At 72.5% G+C, this 23,044-nt stretch carries 20 protein-coding genes; 4 read left to right on the top strand and 16 right to left on the bottom strand.

Annotation, left to right across the window (positions count from 1 at the left end; translation table 11 throughout):
- Positions 1-45: 45 nt before the first annotated feature.
- The 8 genes from ABGB12_RS05225 to ABGB12_RS05190 form a co-directional block, all read right to left on the bottom strand.
- Positions 46-879: an inositol monophosphatase gene (locus ABGB12_RS05225; protein WP_347675104.1), complete on the bottom strand. Its 834-nt coding sequence runs from the start codon at positions 877-879 to the stop codon at positions 46-48.
- An 18-nt stretch (positions 880-897) separates the two neighbouring features.
- Positions 898-1,638 carry a hypothetical protein gene (locus ABGB12_RS05220; protein WP_347675103.1) on the bottom strand — a complete coding sequence of 247 codons (741 nt, stop codon included), beginning with the start codon at positions 1,636-1,638 and terminating at the stop codon, positions 898-900.
- A 9-nt stretch (positions 1,639-1,647) separates the two neighbouring features.
- On the bottom strand, positions 1,648-2,547 hold the full coding sequence (locus ABGB12_RS05215) for a cyclase family protein (protein WP_347675102.1): 900 nt from the start codon (positions 2,545-2,547) through the stop codon (positions 1,648-1,650).
- 42 nt (positions 2,548-2,589) lie between these two features.
- Positions 2,590-3,336: a DUF4184 family protein gene (locus ABGB12_RS05210; protein ID WP_347675101.1), complete on the bottom strand. Its 747-nt coding sequence runs from the start codon at positions 3,334-3,336 to the stop codon at positions 2,590-2,592.
- An 89-nt stretch (positions 3,337-3,425) separates the two neighbouring features.
- Positions 3,426-4,631, bottom strand: coding sequence for a serpin family protein (locus ABGB12_RS05205; RefSeq protein WP_347675100.1), 1,206 nt, complete (start codon positions 4,629-4,631; stop codon positions 3,426-3,428).
- A 47-nt stretch (positions 4,632-4,678) separates the two neighbouring features.
- On the bottom strand, positions 4,679-5,734 hold the full coding sequence (locus ABGB12_RS05200; RefSeq protein WP_347675099.1) for an ABC transporter ATP-binding protein: 1,056 nt from the start codon (positions 5,732-5,734) through the stop codon (positions 4,679-4,681).
- Positions 5,731-7,260: an iron ABC transporter permease gene (locus ABGB12_RS05195; protein ID WP_347675098.1), complete on the bottom strand. Its 1,530-nt coding sequence runs from the start codon at positions 7,258-7,260 to the stop codon at positions 5,731-5,733. Before ABGB12_RS05195 ends, ABGB12_RS05200 begins: the two co-directional genes overlap by 4 nt.
- Before the next feature lie 5 nt (positions 7,261-7,265).
- The gene (locus tag ABGB12_RS05190) at positions 7,266-8,279 is read right to left on the bottom strand and encodes an iron ABC transporter substrate-binding protein (RefSeq protein ID WP_347675097.1); all 1,014 of its coding nucleotides are present in this window, start codon (positions 8,277-8,279) and stop codon (positions 7,266-7,268) included.
- 85 nt (positions 8,280-8,364) lie between these two features.
- On the opposite strand from ABGB12_RS05190, the gene ABGB12_RS05185 reads away from it, so the two are divergent.
- The 4 genes from ABGB12_RS05185 to ABGB12_RS05170 all read left to right on the top strand — a co-directional run bounded on the left by ABGB12_RS05185 (position 8,365) and on the right by ABGB12_RS05170 (position 13,986).
- Positions 8,365-10,863: an AMP-binding protein gene (locus tag ABGB12_RS05185; RefSeq protein WP_347675096.1), complete on the top strand. Its 2,499-nt coding sequence runs from the start codon at positions 8,365-8,367 to the stop codon at positions 10,861-10,863.
- 67 nt (positions 10,864-10,930) lie between these two features.
- Positions 10,931-12,844, top strand: coding sequence for a PhoX family phosphatase (locus tag ABGB12_RS05180; RefSeq protein ID WP_347675095.1), 1,914 nt, complete (start codon positions 10,931-10,933; stop codon positions 12,842-12,844).
- 33 nt (positions 12,845-12,877) lie between these two features.
- The gene (locus tag ABGB12_RS05175) at positions 12,878-13,432 is read left to right on the top strand and encodes a DinB family protein (RefSeq protein ID WP_347675094.1); all 555 of its coding nucleotides are present in this window, start codon (positions 12,878-12,880) and stop codon (positions 13,430-13,432) included.
- A 32-nt stretch (positions 13,433-13,464) separates the two neighbouring features.
- Positions 13,465-13,986: a DinB family protein gene (locus ABGB12_RS05170; RefSeq protein ID WP_347675093.1), complete on the top strand. Its 522-nt coding sequence runs from the start codon at positions 13,465-13,467 to the stop codon at positions 13,984-13,986.
- On the opposite strand, the gene ABGB12_RS05165 is transcribed toward ABGB12_RS05170, so the two are convergent.
- The 8 genes from ABGB12_RS05165 to ABGB12_RS05130 are packed head-to-tail and all read right to left on the bottom strand — an operon-like array spanning position 13,977 to position 23,028.
- Entirely contained in the window at positions 13,977-15,899 is a 1,923-nt protein-coding gene (locus ABGB12_RS05165; RefSeq protein WP_347675092.1) for a potassium transporter TrkA, read from the bottom strand. The two genes, ABGB12_RS05170 and ABGB12_RS05165, sit on opposite strands and share 10 nt — an antisense overlap.
- Positions 15,900-16,748, bottom strand: coding sequence for a fused MFS/spermidine synthase (locus tag ABGB12_RS05160; RefSeq protein ID WP_347675091.1), 849 nt, complete (start codon positions 16,746-16,748; stop codon positions 15,900-15,902).
- Positions 16,749-16,772: 24 nt separating this feature from the next.
- A complete protein-coding gene (locus ABGB12_RS05155) occupies positions 16,773-17,462 on the bottom strand; it encodes a polyphenol oxidase family protein (protein WP_347675090.1) in 690 nt (229 codons plus the stop codon).
- A gap of 26 nt (positions 17,463-17,488) precedes the next feature.
- Positions 17,489-17,971 carry a WYL domain-containing protein gene (locus ABGB12_RS05150; RefSeq protein WP_347675089.1) on the bottom strand — a complete coding sequence of 161 codons (483 nt, stop codon included), beginning with the start codon at positions 17,969-17,971 and terminating at the stop codon, positions 17,489-17,491.
- 26 nt (positions 17,972-17,997) lie between these two features.
- Positions 17,998-18,705 carry an ATP-binding cassette domain-containing protein gene (locus ABGB12_RS05145; protein ID WP_347675088.1) on the bottom strand — a complete coding sequence of 236 codons (708 nt, stop codon included), beginning with the start codon at positions 18,703-18,705 and terminating at the stop codon, positions 17,998-18,000.
- A complete protein-coding gene (locus ABGB12_RS05140) occupies positions 18,702-20,492 on the bottom strand; it encodes a dipeptide/oligopeptide/nickel ABC transporter permease/ATP-binding protein (RefSeq protein WP_347675087.1) in 1,791 nt (596 codons plus the stop codon). The genes ABGB12_RS05145 and ABGB12_RS05140 overlap by 4 nt, the downstream gene beginning before the upstream one ends.
- A 16-nt stretch (positions 20,493-20,508) precedes the next feature.
- Positions 20,509-21,444: an ABC transporter permease gene (locus ABGB12_RS05135; protein ID WP_347675086.1), complete on the bottom strand. Its 936-nt coding sequence runs from the start codon at positions 21,442-21,444 to the stop codon at positions 20,509-20,511.
- Positions 21,445-21,447: 3 nt separating this feature from the next.
- Positions 21,448-23,028, bottom strand: a complete 1,581-nt coding sequence (locus ABGB12_RS05130) for an ABC transporter substrate-binding protein (protein ID WP_347675084.1) — start codon at positions 23,026-23,028, stop codon at positions 21,448-21,450.
- Positions 23,029-23,044: the final 16 nt, after the last annotated feature.

Below are 23,044 nucleotides of genomic sequence, written 5' to 3'. Positions count from 1 at the left end.
TCCATGACTTTAGTCAGGGGTTGTCATGGGTCGAGTGGCGCCGCCTCACACCCCGACCGGAAAGACCCGCTCCGGCCCGCCCCGCATGGCCTCGTGGACCGCCCGCGCGGTGGCCTCGTCGGGGGCGCTCACGAAGGGGAGGCGGTTGCCCCCCGAGAGCCGGAAGGGCGTGCCGTCGGCGGTGAGGGAGACTCCCCCGGCCTCGGCGTGCAGCAGGATCCCGGCGGCGTGGTCCCAGGGGAACTCCCAGCCGAGGATCATCGCCGACCTGCGGCCCGCCGCCAGCTCCACGTACTCCAGGCCGGAGGTGTCGAAGTAGGCCAGCGAGACCCGGCGCCCGGCCAGCGCGTGGGTCTGGGCCCGCGCCTCGGGGGTCCACCAGTGTGGCTGCGAGGTGACGATGTCCAGCGCCTGCAGGCCGCCCTCGCGAGGCCGCACCCGCACCCTGCGTCCGTCCACGTGGGCCCCGCCGCCCTTCGTCGCGGTGGCGTGCACGTCCAGGGCCGGCGCGTGGGTCCAGGAGGCCAGCAACTCCCCGCCCCGCGCCAGCGCGACCAGCATGGTGAACCGGGGGCTGCCGTCGACGAAGTTCCTGGTCCCGTCGATGGGGTCGATGATCCACACCGGATCCGGCCCGTCCAGCAGGGACAGCAGGCCCGGATCGGCGGCGACCGCCTCCTCGCCCACCACGACCGAGCCGGGCAGCAGCGCGGCGAGCCGCTCGGCCAGGGCGTCCTCCGCCGCCCGGTCGGCGACGGTCACCAGATCACCGGGGCTCTTCTCCTTGATGTCGGCCGCGGCCAGCGCCCCGAACCGGGGCAGCACTTCGCGTTCGGCGACCCGGCGGACGATGGCGGAGACCTCTGCGACGTCGATCACCAGCTCAGATTTTCATATTCAGGGCAGCAGCGACAGGCGGTGCCGGGCGAAGAGCAGAAGCGCGTGGAAGGGGGAGGTCAGCTCCGCCCTGGGCACCTCCGCCAGCTCCGAGAAGGCCCGGTGGAGGGTCTCGGAGGCCAGGCCCAGCGGCAGCGCCGCCACCACGACCTCGCCCTCCTCCAGGACGCGCCGAAGCTCCGAGCGCATGCCGAGCATGTCGCCGACCGCCACCAGTTGGACGGGGAGCCCGGCCGACAGGGTGACCGACAGGCCGTGGTGCCCGCCGCCGTCCGGGTAGCGGTACTCGACCAGGTACTGGGTGCGGTCCAGGGTGCCGTCCTGGATGCTGCAGGCGTCGACGGCGAACGCCGCGCCCAGCTCCCCCAGCCAGGCCGGAGGTTCGGGCAGCAGCGGGCCGCGCAGGTCGGACGCGGCCTTGGCGGCGGCGGCCCGGTGGTCCTCGGGGCCGACCGCGGCCATCGCCGCCAGGAAGGCGTGCGCCCCGGGCGTCCCGGCCCGGCGCAGCACCTTGACCAGGTCGCCGAGCGCCTTGTCCAGCCCGGCCTGGTCGGGGGCGGCCGAGCCCAGCTCGCCGAGCTGGGCCGACAGCCACAGTTCCGCGCTCAGGGCGTCCGGCTGGGTGAGCAGTTCGGCTCCGGCGCGGACGTACAGGTCGTAGACCGGCACCAGTCCGGGCAGGGCCAGCCGGGGCGGCCCCGGGACTACGCGGAACAGGTTGCCGGGGTCATCGGTGCTCATCCCCCAAGGCTACTCTTCGGTAACGATCGCGTACGCCCGGACCGGGAAGGTCCCCACCCCGGCGATCCGCGGCGGCGCGGCGTGCAGGCGGAACCCCCGGGGCGGCAGCAGGTCCAGGCCGGTCATGTGCTCGACGACCGGGATCCCGGCCGCCAGCAGCAGCGAGTGCACCGGGCGCTCCCCGCCCCGGGTGCCGTCGACGTTCTGGGAGTCGACGCCCAGCATGGCGGCGCCCTGCTCGACCAGGAACTCCGCCGCCCCCGCGGTGAGATGAGGGTGGCCCGACAGGTACTCCTCTGTGCCCCAGTGCCGGGACCAGCCGGTGTGCACCAGCACCGCCCGCCCCCGCACGTCCAGGGGGAGCAGCAGCTCGCGGGTGATCACCGGGAGGCCTTCGGCCCGGACGAGGACGCCCTCCAGGTCGGCCAGCGACTCCAGCGGCAGCCCCGCCAGGTCCGTCCCGCCCTCGTACCGGTGCAGCGGGGCGTCCACGTAGGTGCCGGTGTTGCCGACCATCGAGATGCTCGCGAAGTGGAACTCGGTGCCCGGCGCGTACCGGGAGCGGGACTGGGCGTGCGTCTCGTGGGGGCCGATCCGGGGGGCGGGCAGGCCCGGCACGGTGACCATGCCGTCCTCCAGGGTGTGGGAGAGCTCGACCAGCCGCCGGGCGCGCGGCCCGGACTCCGCGCCCCGCGAACCCTTGTGCGCCTCACGGATCAAGGTCTTGCCGGAGATCTCCACCTCGCCGACCATCAGCAGCCCCAGATGGCGGACGAGGAGCTCGGCCAGCTCGCCGTCGGAGATGTCCTCTCCCGGGATGTCCAGCCGGAACTCCCTGACCCTCAGGTCTCCCCCGTTCGCGAACCGGACCTCCGCGTCGAACTGCACCCGCCGCTGTTCATCACTCATGGCCTGCATTCTCCCAGTTCAGGGAAAAGGCGGTCCATCCGTTTACCGGGAGGCGGCGGAACGCCGGGTCACCGACGCCGCCCAGTAGAGCAGCGAGTACAGGGCCGCCCAGCCGCCGACCATGACCATCGAGTCCGTCACCGAGTACCTCAGGTAGGAGTACGGGGTCGGCGGGACCCGCACGAACACCGTCACCGCGACTCCCGCCGCCACGGCCAGGCCCGCGACGGACAGCACCGCCGCCCGCGCCCGGTTCGAGAGCCCTTCGGACGGGACGGCGGGGGCCCGCCACAGCCAGCGCAGCACCCAGACGGCCACCGCGAGGCCGCCGAACACGCCCGACGCGTACTGCGCCCAGCGGTAGACCGGGTATCGCCCCGCCTGGGCGGCCAGTTCGGGGAACGCCTGGACTCCCGGCCCGCTGAGATGGGTGAACGCGTCCCACGCCAGATGGGTGACCGCGCCCAGCAGCAGCGACGGCACCGCCGCCCACAGCACCCGGCGCAGGGCCGGCCCGTCCACCACCGGCGCCAGCCGGTCGCGGAGCCACCGGGGGCACAGGGCCAGCAGCGGCCGCTTCAGCAGCAGGTGGAAGACGGCCAGCAGTACCAGGCCCATTCCCAGGTCCCACGTGACCAGACCGAGCGCACTGTGGGTGGTGGGCCGGTCGCTCAACGGGACGAACAGCGGGATGTCCGGGACGGTCGCGCCGAGGACCAGGCCCGAGGGCAGGAGGAAGCGCGAGCGCAGCGGCAGGACCGCCGCGATGTGGCTCAGCGTGAAGGGCACGCGTGCACCGTCCGGTACGGGGAGGCGAGTGGTTCCGCCGCATTGTTCCGGTACTGATCGTTCCTTTCAATCACGTTGATCGGATTCGCTCAGCTCCGCGAGGGGTCCGCGACCCGCGCCAGGAAGAGCGGCTCGCCGGTCGTCAGGTCCTGGAGGAGCAGGAGGTACGGCCTGTCGAAGACGACCTTGAGGGGCTCCTCCGCCGGAGCCGAGGTGACCCCGACCTCGACCGAGGTGGCCGCGGCGGCCTCGGTGCCCTTCTCGTCCACCCGGAGCGAGGCGGCGTGCCGGACCGCCGAGAGGCTTCCGGCGTCCGGGGAGATCCCGGTGAAGTCGGCCTTGTCGGAGAAGGCGGTGGCCATTCCGAGCCCCTTGAGGAGGGTGCTCATCTCGTCCTTGGCGGACAGGTCCGCCTTCGGCAGGGAGACGGACAGGCGGGTGCCGTTCTTCCGGGTCCCGAAGGCCTCGACGGTCTCGGCCCCGATCTTCGGGCACTCCCGGCCGTCACCGTCGGGCAGCAGCGCGAGCATGCCGAGCCGGCCGCCCTCGTAGGCCATGCGCACCCCGGTCCAGCCGTCGTGGCGGGCGTGGCCGAAGTCGCCGGTCCGGTTCATGAACTCCGCTCGGGCCCGCTCGCCCCCGGCCGTGGAGAACTCGCCGGCCGACGTCTGCTCCTTCTCGAACTCCTGCTCCCAGTCGGCCTTGAGGTGGACGGTGTCGGTGAGCACCCACCCGACGTCCTTCAGCGCGCCCTCGGGGATCAAGTCCTTGATCAGCTCTTCGGTGTCCTCGCTGACGGAGTCGTTGATCGCCTCCCGGGAGCCCTCGGGATCGCTGCGCAGCGGCAGGAGCTTCACGCCCGCGCCGTAACCCGTCGCCACCCGGTCGAGGTAGCCCTGATCGGTCTTCAGCCCCTCGTCCGCCCACACCTGGTCGACGGCCCGCACCCCGGGCAGGCCGCGCAGCGCCTCGGAGCGGGCCTTCAGCGCTCCCAGCGGGTCCTTCGGCCAGCCCAGCACCCCGGTCATCTCGGCCGCGGTCTCCCCCTTCGCGCCCAGCGCCGCCATGCCCAGGCCCCCGGCCAGGCTCGACGGCGAGAACACCAGGTTGGCCTTCGGGTCCCGTGCGCACCAGGCGTCGAGGACCCGCAGCCCGAACCTCAGGTCGGCGGCCACGACGGGCCCGGCCTCCGCCGCCGGCACGTCCAGTACCCGCCCCCGGACCTCGGCCGCCTCCACACTCGCTCCGCACGCCGACACGGCCAGCAGCACGGCCGCCCATCGCAAGATCTTCATGTCCTACAGACGGGCGTTCCCGGCCGCCGCGTTGCACCGGCCTTCCCTCAGGAATGCAGGGTGCCTGTGCCGGTGACGCGGACCGCGGCCTCGTCGCCGGGGCGGAAGGACAAGGGGCCCGCCACCCGGACCTCGACGGGGGTGTCGAGCCCGTCGACCGCGACGGTGACCATCGCGTCGTGGCCGTAGTAGCAGACGTCCTGGACGGTCGCCTTCACCGCGCCCTCCCCCGCGTCGTCCACGCCGGTGAGCAGGAGCTGCTCGGGGCGCAGGAGGACGGTCCCCGAGCAGGGGGCGTCCGCCGCCGCGCCCGCGGGGGCCAGGAGCGGGATCTCTCCCAGGGCGGTGGCCGCGGTGCCGTTCACCGCGGTGCCGGGCAGGAGCACGGCGTCGCCGACGAAACCGGCGACCCACGGATCGGCGGGGGCCCGGTAGACCTCCTCGGGCGTGCCGCACTGCGCGATCCGGCCCTCACGGACGACGGCCACCAGGTCCGCGGTGGACAGGGCCTCCTGCTGGTCGTGGGTGACCAGCAGGGCGGTGGCCCCGGTGGCGCGCAGGGCCGCCCGGACGTCGGCGCGCACCCCCGTGCGCAGCGCGCTGTCGAGCGCGTTGAACGGCTCGTCGAGCAGGACCAGCGCGGGTTCGGGTGCCAGCGCGCGGGCCAGGGCGACGCGCTGCTGCTGGCCGCCGGACAGCTCGTGCGGCATCCGGTCCCCGTACCCGGACAGACCGACCAGTTCCAGCATCTCCTCGACGCGGCGGCGGCGCGCTGCCCGGTCTCCCGCCAGCCCGAAGGCGACGTTGCGGGCCACGCTCAGATGCGGGAAGAGCGCCCCTTCCTGGGGGACGATGCCGATACGGCGGTGTTCGGGGGGAAGGTGGGTTCCCGGCCCGGTGAGCACGCGCCCTCCGACGGAGACCGTCCCGGAGTCGGCGCGCAGGAAGCCCGCGATGATCCGCAGCAGGGTCGTCTTGCCGCAGCCCGACGGGCCGAGGACGGCGGCCAGCGAGCCTTCGGGGACGGTGAGGTCGAGCCCGTGCAGGACGGCGGAGCCCGGCCCGTACGCCTTGGTCAGGCCCTCGATCCGCAGTTCGGTCATGGGCGGTGCCTCCCGAGAAGGTACGAGGGGATGGCCGCGAGCAGGATCAGCGCGGCGGCATAGGGCGCGGCGGCGGCGTAGGAGCCGACGCCGGTCTCCGTCCACAGCCGGGTGGCCAGGGTGTCCAGCCCGGTGGGGCGCAGCAGCAGCGTGGCGGGCAGTTCCTTCATGCACACCACGAAGGTGAGCGCGGCTCCGGCCGCGACGCCGGGCGCGGCCAGCGGGACCGTCACCTCGCGCAGGACCCGCAGCGGGCTGCGGCCCAGTGAGCGGGCCATGTCCTCCAGGACGGGCGGGGACTGCAGGACGGCGGCGCGGGTGGCCGCCACCGCGACCGGCAGGAACAGCACCGCGTAGGCGCAGACCAGCAGCGGAAGCTCCTGGTAGAGCGGGTTGGCGTAGCGCACCGCGAAGAACACCAGCGCCAGCGCGACGGTGATGCCGGGCAGGGCGTGCCCGGCGTAGGCGGCCTGCTCCAGCAGGTGCACGGCCCTGCCCCGGTAGCGGGCGGCGACGACCCCGACGGGCAGGGCCAGCGCGGTGGTGAGCGCGGCCCCCGCCGCGGCGACGCCGAAGGTGACGCCCGCGGTGTCCAGCAGTTCCGCGGGGTCCCAGGTGGCGGAGCTCCCCGCGGACAGCCAGTAGGCGAGGGTGCCCAGCGGGAAGAGCACGGCGACGGCGGCGACCGCGCCGCACCAGGCCAGGGCGGGGGCCGTCCACCGGCCCAGCGCGGCGGGCGCGGCGGGCCGGGCGGTGCCCGCGCCCGTCCTGGCGTGCCCGGCCCTGCCCCTGGTCCGGGTCTCCAGCGCGACCAGCGCCACGGTCAGCACCACCAGGACGACGCTGAGCGCGGCGGCCGGGGTGCGGTCGAAGCTGGCCTGGTAGGAGGTGTAGATGCCGCGGGTGAAGGTGTCGTAGCGCATCAGCGACACCGCGCCGAAGTCCGACAGGACGTACAGCGCCACCAGCAGCCCGCCGCCCGCGGCCGCCGGGCGCAGCTGCGGGAGCGTGACCCTCAGGAACGTCCGGAACGGCCCGATCCCCAGGGAGCGCGACACCTCCTCCTGGGCGGGGTCGGCCCCTCTCAGGGCGGCGGCGACCGGCAGGTAGACGTAGGGGAAGCTGACCAGGGTCAGCGCGATCGCCGACCCCGTGAAGCCCGCCAGCCCCGGCGCCGCCGACAGCCAGGTGAAGGCGGCCACGTAGCTGGGCACCGCCAGCGGAAGGGTCGCCAGCACCGCCCAGGCCCGGACGCCGGGCAGGGCGGTGCGCACGGTCAGCCAGGCCAGCGAGACGCCCATCAGCAGGCACGCCGCCACCACCGTGGCGGCCAGCCCCAGGCTGCGGGCCAGCAGCAGGGCGGTGCCCTCGGTGGTGACGACGTCCCAGGCGTAGCCCAGGCCCCGTTCCAGGGAGCGGACGGCCAGGTAGCCCAGCGGCAGCAGCGCGACGGCTCCTGCCAGGCAGGCCGGCCCGAGCAGGGCCCAGGGCGCTCGGGCCGCGGTCATTCCCTGCGTACCGGCCATCCCGATCAGACCATTCCGGCTTCGCGCAGCATCTTCAGGGTCTCCTCCAGGGACTCCAGCCTGCCCAGGTCGATCTCGGGGACCTTGAGGGAGTCCAGCGGCGGCAGGTCCGGAACGGTGCTGGTGACGCCGGAGGCCAGCGGGTACTCCTTGGTCTCGTCGGCGAAGTACTTCTGGGCCTTCTCCGAGAGCAGGAAGTCGACGGCCTTGAGGGCCGCGGCCTTCTGGTCGGTGCCCTTCAGCATGCCCGCGCCCGCGACGTTGACCAGCGCGCCGGGGTCTCCGCCGGGCAGGAAGTGCAGCTTGGCGGTGACCTTGTCGGCGCCGACCTCGTCGACCTTCTCGTACCAGTAGTAGTGGTTGAGCAGGCCGATGGAGACCTCGCCGGAGTCGACGGCGTTCAGCAGGTTGACGTTGTTGTCGTAGGGCTTGGCGTCGTTGGCCTTGAGGCCCTGCAGCCACTGGCGGGTGGCGTCCTCGCCCTTCAGGACCCGCATGCCGGTGACGAACGCCTGGAAGGAGGCGTTGGTCGGCGCGTACCCGACCTGGCCCTTCCATTCGGGCTTCACCAGCTCGAAGACGCTGTCGGGCACGTCGGAGACCTTGCCCGGGTTGTAGCCCAGCACCCGGACCCGTCCCGACAGCCCGACCCAGTCCGAGGCGCTCGACCGGTATTGCGGGGCGACCTTGTCCAGGGCGGTCTGGGGCAGCTTGTCGAGGCGGCCCTCCTTGGACAGCGCGCCGAGGGCTCCGGCGTCCTGGGAGAGGAACAGGCCGGCCTCGGTCTTGTCGCCCTCCTCCAGCAGCTGCGCGGCCAGCTCGGCGCTGCCGCCGTACCGGACCTCCACCTTGGTGCCGACGGCGTCCTCGAGGTCCTCGATCAGCGGCTTGATGAGGCCTTCGTTGCGGCCGGAGTAGATGACGAGGCCGGCCTCCTCCCCCAGGCCGCAGGCCGAGACGGGAAGGAGGAGCACTGCCGCGGCGAGTGCCGACAGGCAGCGGGCCAGGGGGTGACGCATGGACTTGCCCTCCTGCGGGACGGAAGCTTTAAAGATCTTCTTAAGCTCTTTCAAGGTGAAGGTTAGCCTTACCTATGATAGGGGTGTGCACCCACCCCTCCCAGGCACGAAGGCGCCACAGTTCGTTGACTCGCTGCCGATTCACGCGGACCGGACGGCCGTCGTCCTTCCGAACGGCGCCCTTTCCTACCGCGAGCTCAACGAACGCGTGACGGAGACGGCCCTGCGCCTGGGCACCGAACGGCGGCTCGTGCTGCTCGCGGGCGCCGACACGCTGGACTCCCTCGTCGTCTACCTCGCCGCGCTGCGCGCGGGCCACCCCCTCCTGCTCGTCCCGCAGGAGCCCGCCGCCTCCCTGCGGTCGCTCGTCGCCGCCTACGACCCGGACGTCATCGCGCTGCCCGACGGCACCCTGCGGGAGCGGCGCCTCCTGTCCGCGCACGACCTGCACCCCGATCTCGCCCTGCTGCTCAGCACGTCGGGCTCGACCGGCTCGCCGAAAGTCGTCCGGCTCTCCCGCGAGAACCTCCAGTCGAACGCCGAGGCCATAGCCGACTACCTCGGGATCCGCGAGGACGACCGGGCCGCCACGACGCTGCCGATGTACTACTGCTACGGCCTGTCGGTGATCAACAGCCACCTGCTGCGCGGCGCCGGGCTCATCCTCACCGGCCTGTCGGTGAGCGACCCCCGGTTCTGGGAGCTGTTCCGCGCCGCGGAGGGCACCTCGCTGGCCGGGGTCCCCTACACCTTCGACCTGCTGGACCGGGTGGGCTTCGCCGACCTGTGCCCGCCGAGCCTGCGCTACCTCACCCAGGCGGGCGGCCGGATGCCCCCCGAGCAGGTGGCCCGCTACGCCGAACTCGGCCGCAGGCAGGGCTGGGACCTCTTCGTCATGTACGGCCAGACCGAGGCCACCGCCCGGATGGCCTACCTGCCCCCGGACCTGGCCGCCTCCCGGCCGCAGGCGATCGGCGTCCCCATCCCCGGCGGATCCTTCCGGCTGGAGCCGGACCCCGGCTCCGGGGAGGACGGGGAGATCGGGGAGATCGGGGAGCTGGTCTACTCCGGCCCCAACGTGATGCTCGGCTACGCCGAGGGCCCCGCCGACCTGGCCCTGGGACGGACGGTGACGGAACTGCGCACCGGCGACCTGGCGCGGCTCGCCCCCGACGGGCTGTACGAGGTGGTGGGGCGGCGCGGCCGGTTCCTGAAGATCTACGGCCTGCGGATCGACCCGCGGCGCGTCGAGGAGCTGCTCGCCGGGCACGGCCTGGCCTCCTGCTGCGCGGGCGACGAGGACGACGGCGTCCTCATCGTCGCGGTGGCCGACGGCCCCGGGGCCGACGCCGGGCGCGTCCGGCTGCTGGTGGCCGAAGGGTGCGGGCTGCCCGCCCGGAGCGTCCAGGTGCACGTCCTGCCGGATCTTCCTCGCCTGGCCACCGGCAAACCCGACTACCAGGCCGTGCGCGCGCTGGGACGCGCGCACGGCGGGCCGGAGCCGTCGGCGGACCTGTGCGCCCTGTACTCCCGGGTCCTGGGCCGGCCGGACGTCACCGAGGACAACAGTTTCGTCGGCCTCGGCGGCGACTCCCTCTCCTATGTGGAGATGTCCCTCCAGCTGGAGGCCGCGCTGGGCCGCCTCCCCCGGAACTGGCACCTGCTGCCGATCCGTGAGCTGGGCGCGCCCCGGACGGGGCGGCGGCGAAGGTGGCACCGGATCGAGACCGGGGTCGTCCTGCGCGCCGTCTCGATCGTCCTCATCGTCGGCTCGCACATCCACGTCTTCACCGTCCGGGGCGGGGCGCACCTGCTGCTGGCCGTCGCGGGCTTCAACTTCGCCAGGTTCCATCTCACCGGGGCCCCCTGGGGTGAGCGCCGCCGCCACCTGCTGGACAGCACGCTGCGGATCCTGGTGCCGAGCGTCGCCTGGATCACGCTGGCGGCGCTGTTCACCGACGGGTACGACCTGTTCCAGGCCACGCTGCTGCCCAGCCTGACCGGCCGGAACAGCAACTACTGGTTCGTCGAGGTCCTCGTCTACATCCTGCTGGCCCTGACCGCGCTGCTGAGCGTCCCGGCGCTGGACCGGGCCGAGCGCAGGGCCCCCTTCGCGTTCCCCCTTGCGCTGCTCGCCGCGGGGCTGGCCCTGCGCTACGACGTGCTGGGGGCGCGCGCCCTGCCGGACGCGATCGTCGCCTTCTGGATGTTCCCGCTGGGCTGGGCCGCCGCCAAGGCCCGCGACGACCGGCAGCGGCTGCTGGTGACGGGCGCGGCGCTGCTCACCGTCCCCGGCTACTTCGGCACCGGCGAATGGGTGCGGGAGGTGATCATCATCGCCGGGACGGTCCTGCTGGTCTGGGTGCCGAGCCTGCCCGGCCCCGCCGCGCTCAACCGGCTGGCGGGCACTCTCGCGGGCGCCACGATGTACATCTACCTGACGCACTGGCAGGTCTATCCGCTGTTCGACGGGTACTCGCCGGTGCTGGCGCTGATCGCCTCGCTGGTGGCGGGAGTGGCCTTCGGAACGTTCGTGGCAAGGGTGACGCGGCACTTCTCCCGTCGTTCACCCGACCTTTCCTGATCCGACATTTCACCCCTCCAAGCTCACAAGTGCTCATCAAGGCACTGTGAAATACGAGGTTGCAGCCATGACCCGCGTCAATGTCGACGTCGACCCGGACGACATCTCTTCCAACACCTCCGGCAACCGGCACATCCAGGACGTCCTGTCCCGGCGTTCGATCATCAAGGGCGGCACCGTGGTCGCCGCCGCGGGGTTCATGACCGCCGGTCTGGCCGAGGCCGCCGTCGCCGGGCCTCGTGACCACAAGCCCGGCAGGCCCGGCCAGGGCAGGAAGCTGCTCGGCTTCAAGGCCGTGCCCGCCGGCAAGGACGACGCCATCGTCGTCCCCGAGGGCTACTCCGCCCAGGTGCTCATCCCCTGGGGCACCCCGCTCCTGTCCGGCGGCCCGGCGTTCAAGAAGGACGCCTCCAACACCGCCGCCGAGCAGGAGCGCCAGATCGGCGCGCACCACGACGGCATGCACCTGTTCCCGCTCAGCAAGGACTCCGGTCTGCTCGCGGTGAACCACGAGTACGTCGACACCATGGGCCTGTACCCCGACGGCGACGCGGTCATCACCAAGGAGAAGGTGAGCAAGGCCCTCGCCGCGCACGGCATCAGCGTCGTGAAGGTCCAGCGCGACCGCAGGAGCGGCAAGTGGAAGCAGGCCGACTCCCGCTTCAACCGCCGCGTCACCGGCACCACCCCGGTGAAGTTCTCCGGCCCCGTCACGGCCGACCACGCCGAGCTGCGCTCCAACAACTCCCCGCAGGGCACCCTGAACAACTGCTCCAGCGGCTACACCCCGTGGGGCACCTACCTCACCTGCGAGGAGAACTGGAACGGCTACTTCGGCACCGAGGACGCCTCCTGGAAGGCCGACGCCGAGCAGAAGCGCTACGGCGTGACCGCCTCGGGCTTCGGCTACAAGTGGCACCAGGCCGACGAGCGGTTCGACATCGCCAAGAACCCCAAGGAGGCCAACCGCTTCGGCTGGGTCGTCGAGATCGACCCGTTCGCTCCGAACTCCAAGCCGGTCAAGCGCACCACCCTGGGCCGCTTCAAGCACGAGGGCGCGACCGTCACCGAGTCCAAGGGTCGCGTCGTCGTCTACTCCGGTGACGACCAGGACGGCGAGTACGTCTACAAGTTCGTCGGCGACGGCCGCTGGCGCGACCGGATCCGGCACGGTCAGAGCCCGCTGGACCACGGCACCCTGTACGTCGCGAAGTTCAGCGACGACGGCTCCGGCGTGTGGCTGCCGCTGAAGTTCGGCGAGGGCCCACTGACCGCCGCAGGCGGCTGGAAGGACCAGGCGGACGTCCTGCTGCGCACCCGGACCGCCGCGGACGCCGTCGGCGCCACCAAGCTGGACCGCCCGGAGTGGGTCGCGGTCCACCCCAAGAACAAGGACGTCTTCCTCACCCTGACCAACGGCTCGGGCAACGGCGGCGCCGTCGGCCCCCGCAAGCCCAACCCCTACGGCCACATCCTGCGCTGGAGCGAGAAGAACGGCGACAACACCTCGCTGTCCTTCGCCTGGGAGGTGTTCGTCCTCTCGGGCGACCCGGCCTACGACAAGACCGTCAAGCTCGACGCGGACTCCCTCCACGGCTCCCCCGACGGCATCGGCTTCGACGAGGACGGCCGTCTGTGGATCCAGACGGACATCTCCAACTCCTCGCAGAACCTCGCGTCCAAGGGCTACGACAACATCGGCAACAACATGCTGCTGGCCTGCGACCCGAAGACCAAGGAGATCAGGCGCTTCCTGGTCGGCCCGCGCGGCGCCGAGGTCACCGGCCTGACGTTCGCCGCCGACGGCCGCTCGCTGTTCGTCAACATCCAGCACCCGGGCGAGGACACCAAGGCGTGGGGCACCCCGACCCCGGAGAACCCGCGCGTGGTCTCCAACTGGCCGGACTTCGACCCGGCGGGCCGCCCCCGCTCCGCCACCGTGGTGATCACCAAGGACGACGGAGGCAAGATCGGGTCTTGATGGCCCTCACCCGGATCCGGCTAGGCTGCCGGGGTGAGCATCACCCCTGACACCAAGGACTGGACCTGGGTTCTGGACAGGGAGTGCCCCGAATGCGGGTTCGAGGCGTCGGCCGTTCCCCTCGAGAAGGTGAGCGGGCTGCTGCTGGAGAACGCCGCCCGGTGGCACTCCCTGTTGCGTTCCCCGGGTGACCACGCCGCCCGCCCCTTCCCCGGCAAGTGGTCGCCGCTGGAGTACGCGGCGCACGTGCGGGACGCCTGCCGGATCTACCTCTACCGGCTCCGGCTGATGCTGGAGCAGGACGACCCGCTCTTCCCCAACTGGGACCAGGACGCCACGGCGATCGAGGAGCGCTACGGCGAGCAGGACCCCGCCGACGTCGCGGACGAGCTCCTGGCCTGCGCCCAGGAGCTGGCCGCCGAGTTCGCCCATGTGAAGGACGAGCAGTGGCGGCGGACGGGCCGGCGCAGCGACGGCGCGTCCTTCACCGTCGAGACCTTCGCCCGGTACTTCCTGCACGACCCCGTCCACCACTGGTGGGACGTCCAGGCCGACCTCCGTGAGGACGACGGCGAGATCGGATCTTGATCACATGACGCCCGGTCTGGTTGGCTTCCCGGGTGACGATCACCCCTGACGCCAAAGACTGGACCTGGGTCCTGGAAAGGGAGTGCCCCGAGTGCCGTTACGACGCCTCGGCCGTCGCTCGCGAGGACGTGAGCGGGCTGTTGCTCGAAAGCGCAGCGCGGTGGCACTCCCTTCTGCGTTCCCCCGGTGACCATGCCGCCCGCCCTCATTCCGGCAGGTGGTCTCCCCTCGAATACGCCGCGCACGTGCGCGACTCCTCCCGGACCTGCCTCTACCGGCTCAGGCTGATGCTGGAGCAGGACGATCCGGTCTTCCTCGACTGGGACCAGGACGCAGCGGCCGTCACCGGACGTTATGGCGAGCAGGATCCTGCCGTCGTCGCCGACGAGCTCCTCGCCGCGCTGCAGGAGCTGGCCGCCGCCTTCGCCTCCGTCGAAGGAGAGCAGTGGCGGCGGAAGGGGCGGCGCAGCGACGGCGCTTCCTTCACCGTCGACACCTTCTCCCGCTACTTCGGCCACGAACCGGTCCACCACCTGTGGGACGTTCAGGCCTGAGCGTTCGGCTCCGGTTTGGGGCCGCCGCCCGCGTCGGCGATGACGATCACCAGGTCGTCATCGCCGAGGATGAGCGGGGCGGTCTTGTCGGGGTTGAGGAACACCCCGTAGTGGGGTGCGCGGTGGAAGTCCGCCTGGAGCCGGTAGCCGATCACGGTCTCGCCTCGGGCGCGGCCGGCCTCCAGGAGAGTGGCGAAGTTCGCGGGCAGCCCGGGACGCAGGTAGTCGACCGCCGGCTTGAGGTAGATCTCCGAGCCGCGGTGGTCCAGCAGGTCGTGGAACACGTCGTAGATGTGGCGGTTCTCGCTGAGCTGGGTGAGCAGCAGGCTGATCAGCCGTTCGCTGACCACGAAGTCGTCGGCCCGGGTGACCTGGGCGATCTCCCGGTTGGCGTCGTCGTGGATCTCGCTGACGATGGAGTAGCCGGCGCTCTGCTTGTCCGCCATGTCCCGCAGGTGCAGCAGGGTGACCAGGGTGCGGGCGTCGGCGTGGTCGGGGTCGGCGTCCGCGTCGGCCAGCACGATGATCTTCTGGTAGGAGCCGGTGTCCAGCGCCTCCAGTTGGTCCCGGTCGGTGGGGTCGCAGCGGGTGTAGCCGACGGTGAGGTTCTCCAGCGCGCCCAGCCCGCCGCGCGGGTCGTCGCAGCGGGTCGCGAGGTCGGCGACGGAGCCGTGCCGCACGAAGTCGTCGAGCATGGTGACGATCTGGGCGCCGCGCCCGTTCCAGCCGAGGACGAGGGTGCGCTCGGGCGGCGGGGCCGGGTGCGGCGGGGGCGGCGCGGCGACGGCCTCGTGGTGGATCGGCGGCCGGTCCTTGGCCAGCTTGATGAGGATGTCGTCCTCGGCCAGCACGACGATCTCCTCCCGTCCGGTCAGCTCGGTGTCCATCGGCGGGTTGAGCAGGACGAAGCCGTCAGTGTGCCGGACCCCCACCGGGACGCCCAGCTCGTAGGCGCACAGCGCCTCGCCGAAGGTCATTCCGGCCAGGTCAGGTTCGGGCCGCAGGTAGAACTCGTGGCCCTTGAAGTCCAGCAGGTCGGTGTAGACGGTGGACAGGCCGGACTGGCGGTGGGCCTGCACCACCAGGCGGATCGCGAGGTCGTCGGCGTCGACCACCCGGGAGGAGGGCCCGGCCGCCAGCCGTGCGGTGGGCAGGTTCGAGGGGTCCTGGACGGCCGCGACGATGTGCGGGCGGTGGCCGGGCCGCTCCCAGGTCCGGTTGCCCAGCGACAGCAGCACCTTGATCACGTAGATGTCGGGGTCCTCGTCCGGCGGCGCCAGCACCATGACGGAGCGGGCGGTGTCCAGGCTGGCCAGCTCCAGATCGACGACCTTGAGCGGGTTTCCGTGCCGGCACACCACCCGGGTGCGGCCGAGGTCGCCGACCCTGGCCCGGATCGCGTCCTCCATCTCCACCTTGTCCAGGTCTGCGAGGATCACCACGCAGGAGCGCCTGCGGCTCTGGTTGGCCTCGGCCAGCTCCGACAGCACCGTGAACACCTGCTCCGACCAGCCCAGGATCACGGTGTGGTCCTGCTCGATGACGCGCGAGCGGCCCTTGCGCAGCTCCTCGATCTTGTTCTCCAGGCCGGTGGTCAGCACGCCGATGAGGGCGCTGACGATGAAGATCCCGCCGATCGTCGAGGTGAGCATCAGGCCGAGGAAGGGCGCGGTTCCGGTGTCGTCGCCCATCGTGCCCGGGTCGAGGGTGCGCAGCAGGCTGCGCCAGACCAGCCCCGGCCAGTCTCCGTTCTCGTCGGCGTCCCGGGGCGCGAGCAGCGCGGCGAGACTCGCCACGAACAGGACCAGGACCGCCGAGGCCAGTCCCAGCCAGCCGATCAGCGCGGGCGTCCCCCGCGCCATGGTGTTGTCGAACCAGTACCGCCAGCGCTCCCGCCAGGTGGGTCGGCCCATTCAGTTCCGTCCGAAGACGGCCGGGGGCGGGACGGGCACGGCGATGTCGTCGCCGTCGCGGATCGGGCGGTGGCCGGCGGTGAACCGGGCCAGCTCGGCGGTGTCCATGCAGCGGGCGGGCAGTGGCTTGCCGGCGCTGACGCGGGTGAGTTCAGCGACGGGCAGCGGGGCTCGGGAGGCGGCCAGGACCAGGTTGCCGAAGCGGCGGCCGCGCAGGACGCCCGGCTCGCCCAGCAGCAGGAGGTGCGGGAAGACCTCGGCGATCGTCGCGGCGAGCCTGCGGGCGAAGCCGAGGCCGCCTCCGTCGGCGACGTTGACGAGGTAGACGCCGTCGCCGTGCAGCACCCGGGCGACCTGTTCGGTGAACTCCACCGAGGCGAGCGCTACCGGCATCTCGGCGCCGGAGAAGGCGTCCACGACGACCAGGTCGTCGGAGTCGTCCGGCAGGGAGGCCAGGCCCGCCCTGCCGTCGCCGACGCGGACCTTCAGGCCGCGGAAGGGCTTGAGCGGGAAGTGCTCGCGGACGAGCTGGACCAGGGGCTCGTCGAGTTCGTAGACGATCTGGCGGGAGCCCGGCCGGGTCGCGGCGACGTACCGGGCCAGCGTGCAGCCGGCTCCACCGATGTGGACGGCGTCGAGAGGGCCTTCCTTCAGCCGGTCCACGACGTCGCCGAGCAGCCGCATGTACTCGAAGTCCAGGTGGGTGGGGTCGTCCAGGTCGAGGTAGGACTGGGGCACCCCCCGGATGTTGATCACCCAGCCGTTGTCCCGGTCGGCGTCGCGCAGCAGTTCCGCTTCGCCCTGTGCGATGGGATAACGACCGGGAAACGGCTTTTCCCCGCGTCTCATGGCACCAAGGGTAGCCAGTGATCGTTATCGGGACAGCCAGACATAGCCCGCAAAACGCCCAGTGACCCCGTCCCTCCGGTAGGAGTACAGCTCCGGGGTCTCGATCGTGCAGCGGTCGTCGTGCAGCGCCTTCACGCCCAACTCGTCCAGCTGCGCCGCGATCGCGGCCCGCAGGTCCAGCGCGGGCGTGCCCCAGCTCGTGGTGGAGCGCATCACCTCGGGCGCCTCGTCCCGCATGCTCTCGGGCACCTCGTAGCAGCGCCCGCACGCGGCCGGGCCGACCGCGGCCACCAGCTCGCGGGCGCCCATGTCCCGCAGCTCGGCGACCAGCGCGGGCACCACGCCCAGCAGGGTGCCCACCCGGCCGGCGTGGGCGGCGCCGACCAGCCCGGCGCCGGCGTCGGCGACGAGCACGGCGGGGCAGTCGGCGCCCAGGGCGGCCAGGGCCAGGTTCGGCCGGTCGGTGACGATCGCGTCCACGTCCGGCACGTCGGAGGTCTCACCGCCGACCCTGGCGACGTTCGAGCTGTGGATCTGGCGCATGTAGACCGCGCCCTCGACCCCCAGCTCCGCCTCGGTCCTGGCCCGGTTGCGCAGCACGGTCTCGGGCTCGTCCCCCACGTTGAGCCCGAGGTTGCGGCTGTCATGGGGACCTGTGCTGAATCCGCCGATGCGGTCGGTGAAGACCGCCCGCACGCCGTCCGCCAGAATCATGCCCCCATCTTGCCGTACGAGCGGTCTCAGGCGGCCGCGCGCCGCCCCTGGAAGGGCAGGAAACCGTCGGCACGGTGGTCGCGGGAGCGGATCTCGGTGGGCTCGACGGCCTGGAGGCGGTCGAGGCGGAAGGCGCGGATGCCGCGGCGCAGGCGGCACCAGCCGACCAGGTACCAGTGGTCGCCGTGGACGAGGGTGGTGACCGGCTCCACCTCGCGGCGGGAGAGGCGGCCGCGCTCGTCTGCGTACAGGACGCGGACGACCCGGCGTTCGGTGATCGCCTGGGCGAGGAGGCGGGCCCGGCGGGCGGTGTCGGGGTCGAGGGGATCGAGCAGGGTGGCGAAGGAGCGGGCCTGCCGGCCGTCCGGCGAGCCCAGGTGGGCCAGGGCGCGGCGGGCGGTGACGGCCTGCGGGCCGGAGCCCAGGTGGGCCAGGGAGAGCGCGAGTGCGGCGAGTTCCGCGGCGGACAGGGTCGTGGTCTCCGTACCGGGGAGAGTCAGCGTGTCCATGCCTAAATTTTAGCACAAATGTTCGATTATTGCAGGCGCGGTACGGCCTCTAGCAGGGCTTTCGTGTACTCATGGGACGGATGTTCGATCACCTGTCCCACCGTCCCGCACTCCACGATCCGCCCCTCGCGCATCACCGCGATCCGGTCGCAGACGTACCGGACGACCGCGAGGTCGTGCGAGACGAAGAGCACCGACAGGCCGAGTCCCGCGCGCAGCTCCCGGATCAGGTTGAGGATCGCCCCCTGCACCGACACGTCCAGCGCCGAGGTGACCTCGTCGGCGATGAGCAGCCGGGGCCGGGCCCCCAGCGCCCGGGCGATCGCCACCCGCTGCCGCTGCCCGCCCGACAGCTCCCTCGGATACCGTCCGGCCGTCTCGGACCCGAGCCGGACGAGGTCCAGCAGCCGCGCCACCTCCTCCCGGCGGGCCGCGCGTCCCAGGCCGCGGGGCAGCCCCTCGGCCACCGACCGGGCGATCGTCATCCTCGGGTCGAGCGAGGCGTAGGGGTCCTGGAAGACGAGCTGGGCCTCGCGCGGCCCCAGCCCGGCGACCGTCCCGGTGCGGGGCGCCAGGCCGGTCAGGGCGCGGGCCACGCTCGACTTGCCCGAGCCGGACTCCCCCACCAACCCGAGGATCTCCCCCTCGGCGACCTCGAAGGAGACGTCGCGGACGGCGTGCAGGCGCCCGTAACGCACGTCCAGGCCCCGGACCTCCAGCAGCCGCTCGGTCATGCGTCCTCCGGATTCCAGCAGGCGACTCCGTCTTCCAGCTCCGGGCGGTCGGCGCGGCAGCGTTCCAGTGCCCGGGCGCAGCGGGGCGCGAACGCGCAGCCGCCGGGGACCTCGGCGGGCTCGGGCTGGCGTCCCGGGATCGTGGCCAGCGGCAGCGATCGGTCGGTCGACAGGTCCGGAGATGAGGCCACCAGCGCCCGCGTGTAGGGGTGGCGGGCCCTGCGCAGCTGAGAGGACGGCAGCTCCTCCACGATCCGGCCCGCGTACATCACCAGGACCCGCCGGCAGTACAGGGAGACCACCGCCAGGTCGTGCGAGATCAGCAGCCCGGCCGCGCCCGTCGTCTCGTTCACCTCCGCGAGCAGTTCCAGGACGCGTTTCTGCACGGTGACGTCCAGGGCCGTCGTCGGCTCGTCCGCGACGATCAGCTCGGGCTCGCCCATCAGTCCCATCGCGATGACGGCCCGCTGCCGCATGCCGCCGCTGAACTCGTGCGGGTACCGGCGGGCGTTCGCCTCGGGGTCGGGGATCCTCACCCGGCCGAGCCGGTCCACCGCCCGCCGCCACGCCTCCTTGCGCGAGGCTCCCAGGTGCACGGTCGCCACCTCGGCGAGCTGGGACCCGACGCGCAGGGCCGGGTTCAGCGCGGCCATCGGGTCCTGGAAGACCATCGCCAGCCGGGTCCCCAGTTCGCGCCGCGACAGCTCCTCCAGCGGCCTGCCGCCCAGCAGGACCCGCCCCGACACCGTCCCCGGGTAGGGCACGAGGCCGCCGACGGCCAGCGCGGTGAGGCTCTTGCCGCTGCCCGACTCCCCCACGAGCCCGACGAGCTCGCCGGGCGCGACCGAGAAGGAGACTCCCCGCACGGGCGTCGTCCCGCCGAACGAGACGCTCAGGTCCCGCACCTCCAGCACCGGCTCCGGTGCCCCGGGGAGAGGCCCGCACCCGGGGGGAAGTACGGTGCGGGACTCGCCTCGGGGCACGGCGTCGGGCGTACGGGCGGCGGCGCGGGCCAGCGACTCGCCGAGCAGGGCGAAGCCGATCCCGGCGGCGGCGACGGCCAGCGCGGGCCCGGCCACCGCCTCGGGGTCCACGTAGACCCTGGGCAGGGTGTCGTGCAGCAGCCGCCCCCAGTCGTAGTCCGGAGGCTGGACGCCCAGGCCCAGCAGGGACAGCGTCGCCAGGCCCAGCAGGCTGTAGCCGAGGTTCGCGGTGACCGTCAGGATCAGGGGTTCGGCGATGTTGGGCAGCACGTGCCGCAGCAGGACGGCGGTGCGCCCGGCGCCCAGCATCCGGGCCGCCGCCACGTAGTCGCTGGAGGCGACGGTGTCGGCGAGCGTCCGGGTGAGCCGGGCCAGTCCCGGCACCGCGGCGACGCCGATGCCGACCACCGCGCCGCGCGCGCCCGCCCCCGCGATGAGCGCCGCGAACATGGCCAGCAGCAGCACCGGGAAGGCCACCAGCGAGTCGATGAGCCCGGAGACGAGCCGGGCCGCCCTCGGACCCAGCACCGAGGGCAGGGCGCCCAGCGGGATTCCCACGGCGGTGGTGACGCAGGTGGCCAGGAGCGCCAGCCACACGCTCTGCCGGGTCGCCGCCAGGGTCCGGGCGAGCAGGTCCCTGCCGCCGTCGTCGGTGCCCAGGGGATGGTCGGCGCTGTGCCCTTCGAGGATGTGCAGCGGGTCGAACCTCGCCGCCTCCTCTCCCCACAGCCAGGGCCCGACCACCGCGAGGACCAGGGTGGCCAGCACCAGGACCAGGCCAGCCAGGGCCGACGGCGACCTCATCCGCCTCATTCGTCCCCTATCCCAGCATCCGGGGCCGCGACCGCGGGTCCAGCAGGCCCAGCGCGACGTCCACCGCGAACACGACGGTCAGCGAGATCGCCCCGTAGACCAGGATCGCGGCCTGGGCCAGGGCGTAGTCCTTGCCCGCGATCGCCTCGACCGTCGTGCCGCCCAGACCGGGCCACTGGAAGACGTACTCGACCACCACCGAGCCGCCCAGCAGCGACGACAGCAGCAGCCCTCCCGTGGTGAGGGCGGCGGTGAGGGTGTTGGGCAGCAGGTGCCGCAGGTACAGCCGGACGGCCGGGACGCGTTTGGCGCGGGCCAGGCGAACATAGTCCGACGACAACTCCCGCAGCGTCTCCACCCGCACGAGCCGGGCCAGCAGCGCCGCGGGCCCGGCCGCCAGCGCGAGCACCGGCATGACGAACGAGGCCGCGCCGTCCTTGCCCGCCACGGGCAGCCAGCGCAGCGTCACCCCGAACAGCGCGATCATCCCGACGGCCAGCAGGAACTCGGGGACGACGGACAGCCCGCCGGTCACCGAGGTGAAGGCCAGCTCCGTCCGCCGGCCCCGGCCGCCATGGGTGCGGGCCGCCATCGCCATGCCGAGCGGCACCGCGACCAGCAGGGCCAGCGCCATGGTGACGGCGACGAGCTGGACGGTGGCGGGAAGGCGGTCGGCGATGACCTGCCCGGCGGGCTGCCGGGACAGGAAGGACTCCCCGAAGTCCCCCGTGGCGACCTTCCCCAGGTAGGTCTTCAGCTGCTCGGGCCAGGGCCGGTCCAGGCCCAGCTCGGCCCGGCGCTGCTCGACCGCCTCACGCGGCGCGGTCGGGCCGAGCGCGGCGCGCACCGGGTCGCCCGGGATGAGGTGGAGCATGGCGAAGGACGCCAGCACCACCAGCACCAGTGACAGGGCGAACCGGATCGCGCGCCGCAGCAGGAACATCGGTCAGTTCTTCAGCAGCCGGACGGAGGTCGGCCGCACGACGCCGCCGATGACCTCCAGCATCGCCTTCTTGGACGCGACGAGCTGGGTGGGCCGCACGACGGGGACGACGTCCACGTTCTTGACCAGGGCGGCCTCGGCGTTCGTCCACTGGTCGCAACCGGACGCGCCGACCTTCTTCGCGGCCTCGGGGACGAGGTCCTGGTACGCGGAGTTGTTGATGTGCGCGAAGTTCGAGCCCTGCTCGTCCGGGCCGGGCCCGGAGAGGTAGCCGACGAGCTGGGTCGGCAGGCTCAGCCCGAGCGGCACCCAGGCCATGTCCCAGTCGCCGTTCTTGAACAGCGAGTCGGAGTACTTGGCGTCCGCCGAGCCGGCCAGCTCGGTCTCGACTCCCAGCGCCTTCCACTTCTGCGCGATGTACTCCATGCCCGCCTGGACGCCCGGCCCGGCCGAGGTCTGGTAGGCCACCCGCAGCTTGAGCTTCTCGCCGCCCTTGGCGCGGACGCCGTCCGGCCCCGCCTTCCAGCCGGTCTCGTCGAGCAGCGTCGCGGCGGCCGCCGGGTCGGTCGCAAGCAGGTTGGTGGTGACGCTGTCACCCCGGCAGGGGTCGGGCGCGAGCGAGGTGAGGTGGGTGGCGGGTTCCCCGGCGCCGCCGGAGACGATGGTGCGCAACTCGTTCAGGTCGAGGGCCTGGACGAGCGCCCTGCGCACCTTGTGTTCGGCGGCGGCGCGTCCGTCTCCCTGGTGGAAGAAGAACTCGCCGATGCCGTCGGGCGCCGAACCCTTGCGGATGCCGGGGATGGCCTCGACCCGCTTGCGGTCGGCACCGGTGAACTGGGCCCCGTGCAGTTCACCGGTGGTCAACATGTTGGCGGCGGTGGACTCGTCCTTGACCACCTTGAGCTCGACGGCGGCGGGCATGCCCCGCTCGTACTTCGCGCCGCCCGGCCCCCATGCGTACTTCTCCCTGACCTTGAAGGCGTAGTGGTCGCCCGCCACCGAGGAGAACAGGGGGTACGGGCCCGAGCCGGAGGTCCTGGTCTTCAGGACCGAGCGGTCCTTCAGCCCCTCGCCGCAGACGACGTACACCGCGGTCATCGACTCCAGCAGGAACGGGTTGGGCTCCTTGGTGGCGAGGGTGACGGTGCCGGCCGCCTCGTCGGCGGTGGCGGTCATCCCGGCGGGGATGAGCACGCCGAGCAGCGCCGCCTTGTTCTTCGGGTCGGACAGGTAGTTCATCGAGTCCGCGACGGTCCGCGGCGTCACGGGGGATTCGTCCGCGCAGGTCACGCCCTTGCGGAGGGTGAAGGTGACCTTGTCGGCCTGCGCCTCCCACTTCTCGGCGAGACCGGAGATGATCTTTCCGTCGGCGTCGGAGTGCACCAGGGTGTCGTAGGAGAAGGCGAGCACCGTGTTGGTCGCGCCGAGCACGGCGTCGGCCGGATCGAGTTCGCCGGGGTCGGCGGGGATCGCGTAGGTGAACGTGCCGTTCTCCGCGAATTCGGGGGTGTCGTCCTGCTCGTCGGAGCCGCAGGCGGTCGCGGTGAGCGCGACCGCCAGGGCCGCTGCCAGAGTCTTCTTCATGAAGGGGGCTCCCGGG

This window comes from Actinocorallia sp. B10E7, assembly GCF_039871655.1.
GTDB lineage: Bacteria > Actinomycetota > Actinomycetes > Streptosporangiales > Streptosporangiaceae > Actinocorallia.
Note: the sequence above shows the minus strand (reverse complement) of the source record. Positions and strands in the feature narration are given on the sequence as shown.

Bases quoted from the DNA above. Each gene is read 5' to 3' on its own strand.
- ABGB12_RS05220 (WP_347675103.1), bottom strand. From the start codon at position 1,638: ATGAGCACCGATGACCCCGGCAACCTGTTCCGCGTAGTCCCGGGGCCG.
- ABGB12_RS05215 (WP_347675102.1), bottom strand. From the start codon at position 2,547: ATGAGTGATGAACAGCGGCGGGTGCAGTTCGACGCGGAGGTCCGGTTC.
- ABGB12_RS05205 (WP_347675100.1), bottom strand. From the start codon at position 4,631: ATGAAGATCTTGCGATGGGCGGCCGTGCTGCTGGCCGTGTCGGCGTGC.
- ABGB12_RS05200 (WP_347675099.1), bottom strand. From the start codon at position 5,734: ATGACCGAACTGCGGATCGAGGGCCTGACCAAGGCGTACGGGCCGGGC.
- ABGB12_RS05195 (WP_347675098.1), bottom strand. From the start codon at position 7,260: ATGGCCGGTACGCAGGGAATGACCGCGGCCCGAGCGCCCTGGGCCCTG.
- ABGB12_RS05190 (WP_347675097.1), bottom strand. From the start codon at position 8,279: ATGCGTCACCCCCTGGCCCGCTGCCTGTCGGCACTCGCCGCGGCAGTG.
- ABGB12_RS05180 (WP_347675095.1), top strand. From the start codon at position 10,931: ATGACCCGCGTCAATGTCGACGTCGACCCGGACGACATCTCTTCCAAC.
- ABGB12_RS05165 (WP_347675092.1), bottom strand. From the start codon at position 15,899: ATGGGCCGACCCACCTGGCGGGAGCGCTGGCGGTACTGGTTCGACAAC.
- ABGB12_RS05160 (WP_347675091.1), bottom strand. From the start codon at position 16,748: ATGAGACGCGGGGAAAAGCCGTTTCCCGGTCGTTATCCCATCGCACAG.
- ABGB12_RS05155 (WP_347675090.1), bottom strand. From the start codon at position 17,462: ATGATTCTGGCGGACGGCGTGCGGGCGGTCTTCACCGACCGCATCGGC.
- ABGB12_RS05150 (WP_347675089.1), bottom strand. From the start codon at position 17,971: ATGGACACGCTGACTCTCCCCGGTACGGAGACCACGACCCTGTCCGCC.
- ABGB12_RS05145 (WP_347675088.1), bottom strand. From the start codon at position 18,705: ATGACCGAGCGGCTGCTGGAGGTCCGGGGCCTGGACGTGCGTTACGGG.
- ABGB12_RS05140 (WP_347675087.1), bottom strand. From the start codon at position 20,492: ATGAGGTCGCCGTCGGCCCTGGCTGGCCTGGTCCTGGTGCTGGCCACC.
- ABGB12_RS05135 (WP_347675086.1), bottom strand. From the start codon at position 21,444: ATGTTCCTGCTGCGGCGCGCGATCCGGTTCGCCCTGTCACTGGTGCTG.
- ABGB12_RS05130 (WP_347675084.1), bottom strand. From the start codon at position 23,028: ATGAAGAAGACTCTGGCAGCGGCCCTGGCGGTCGCGCTCACCGCGACC.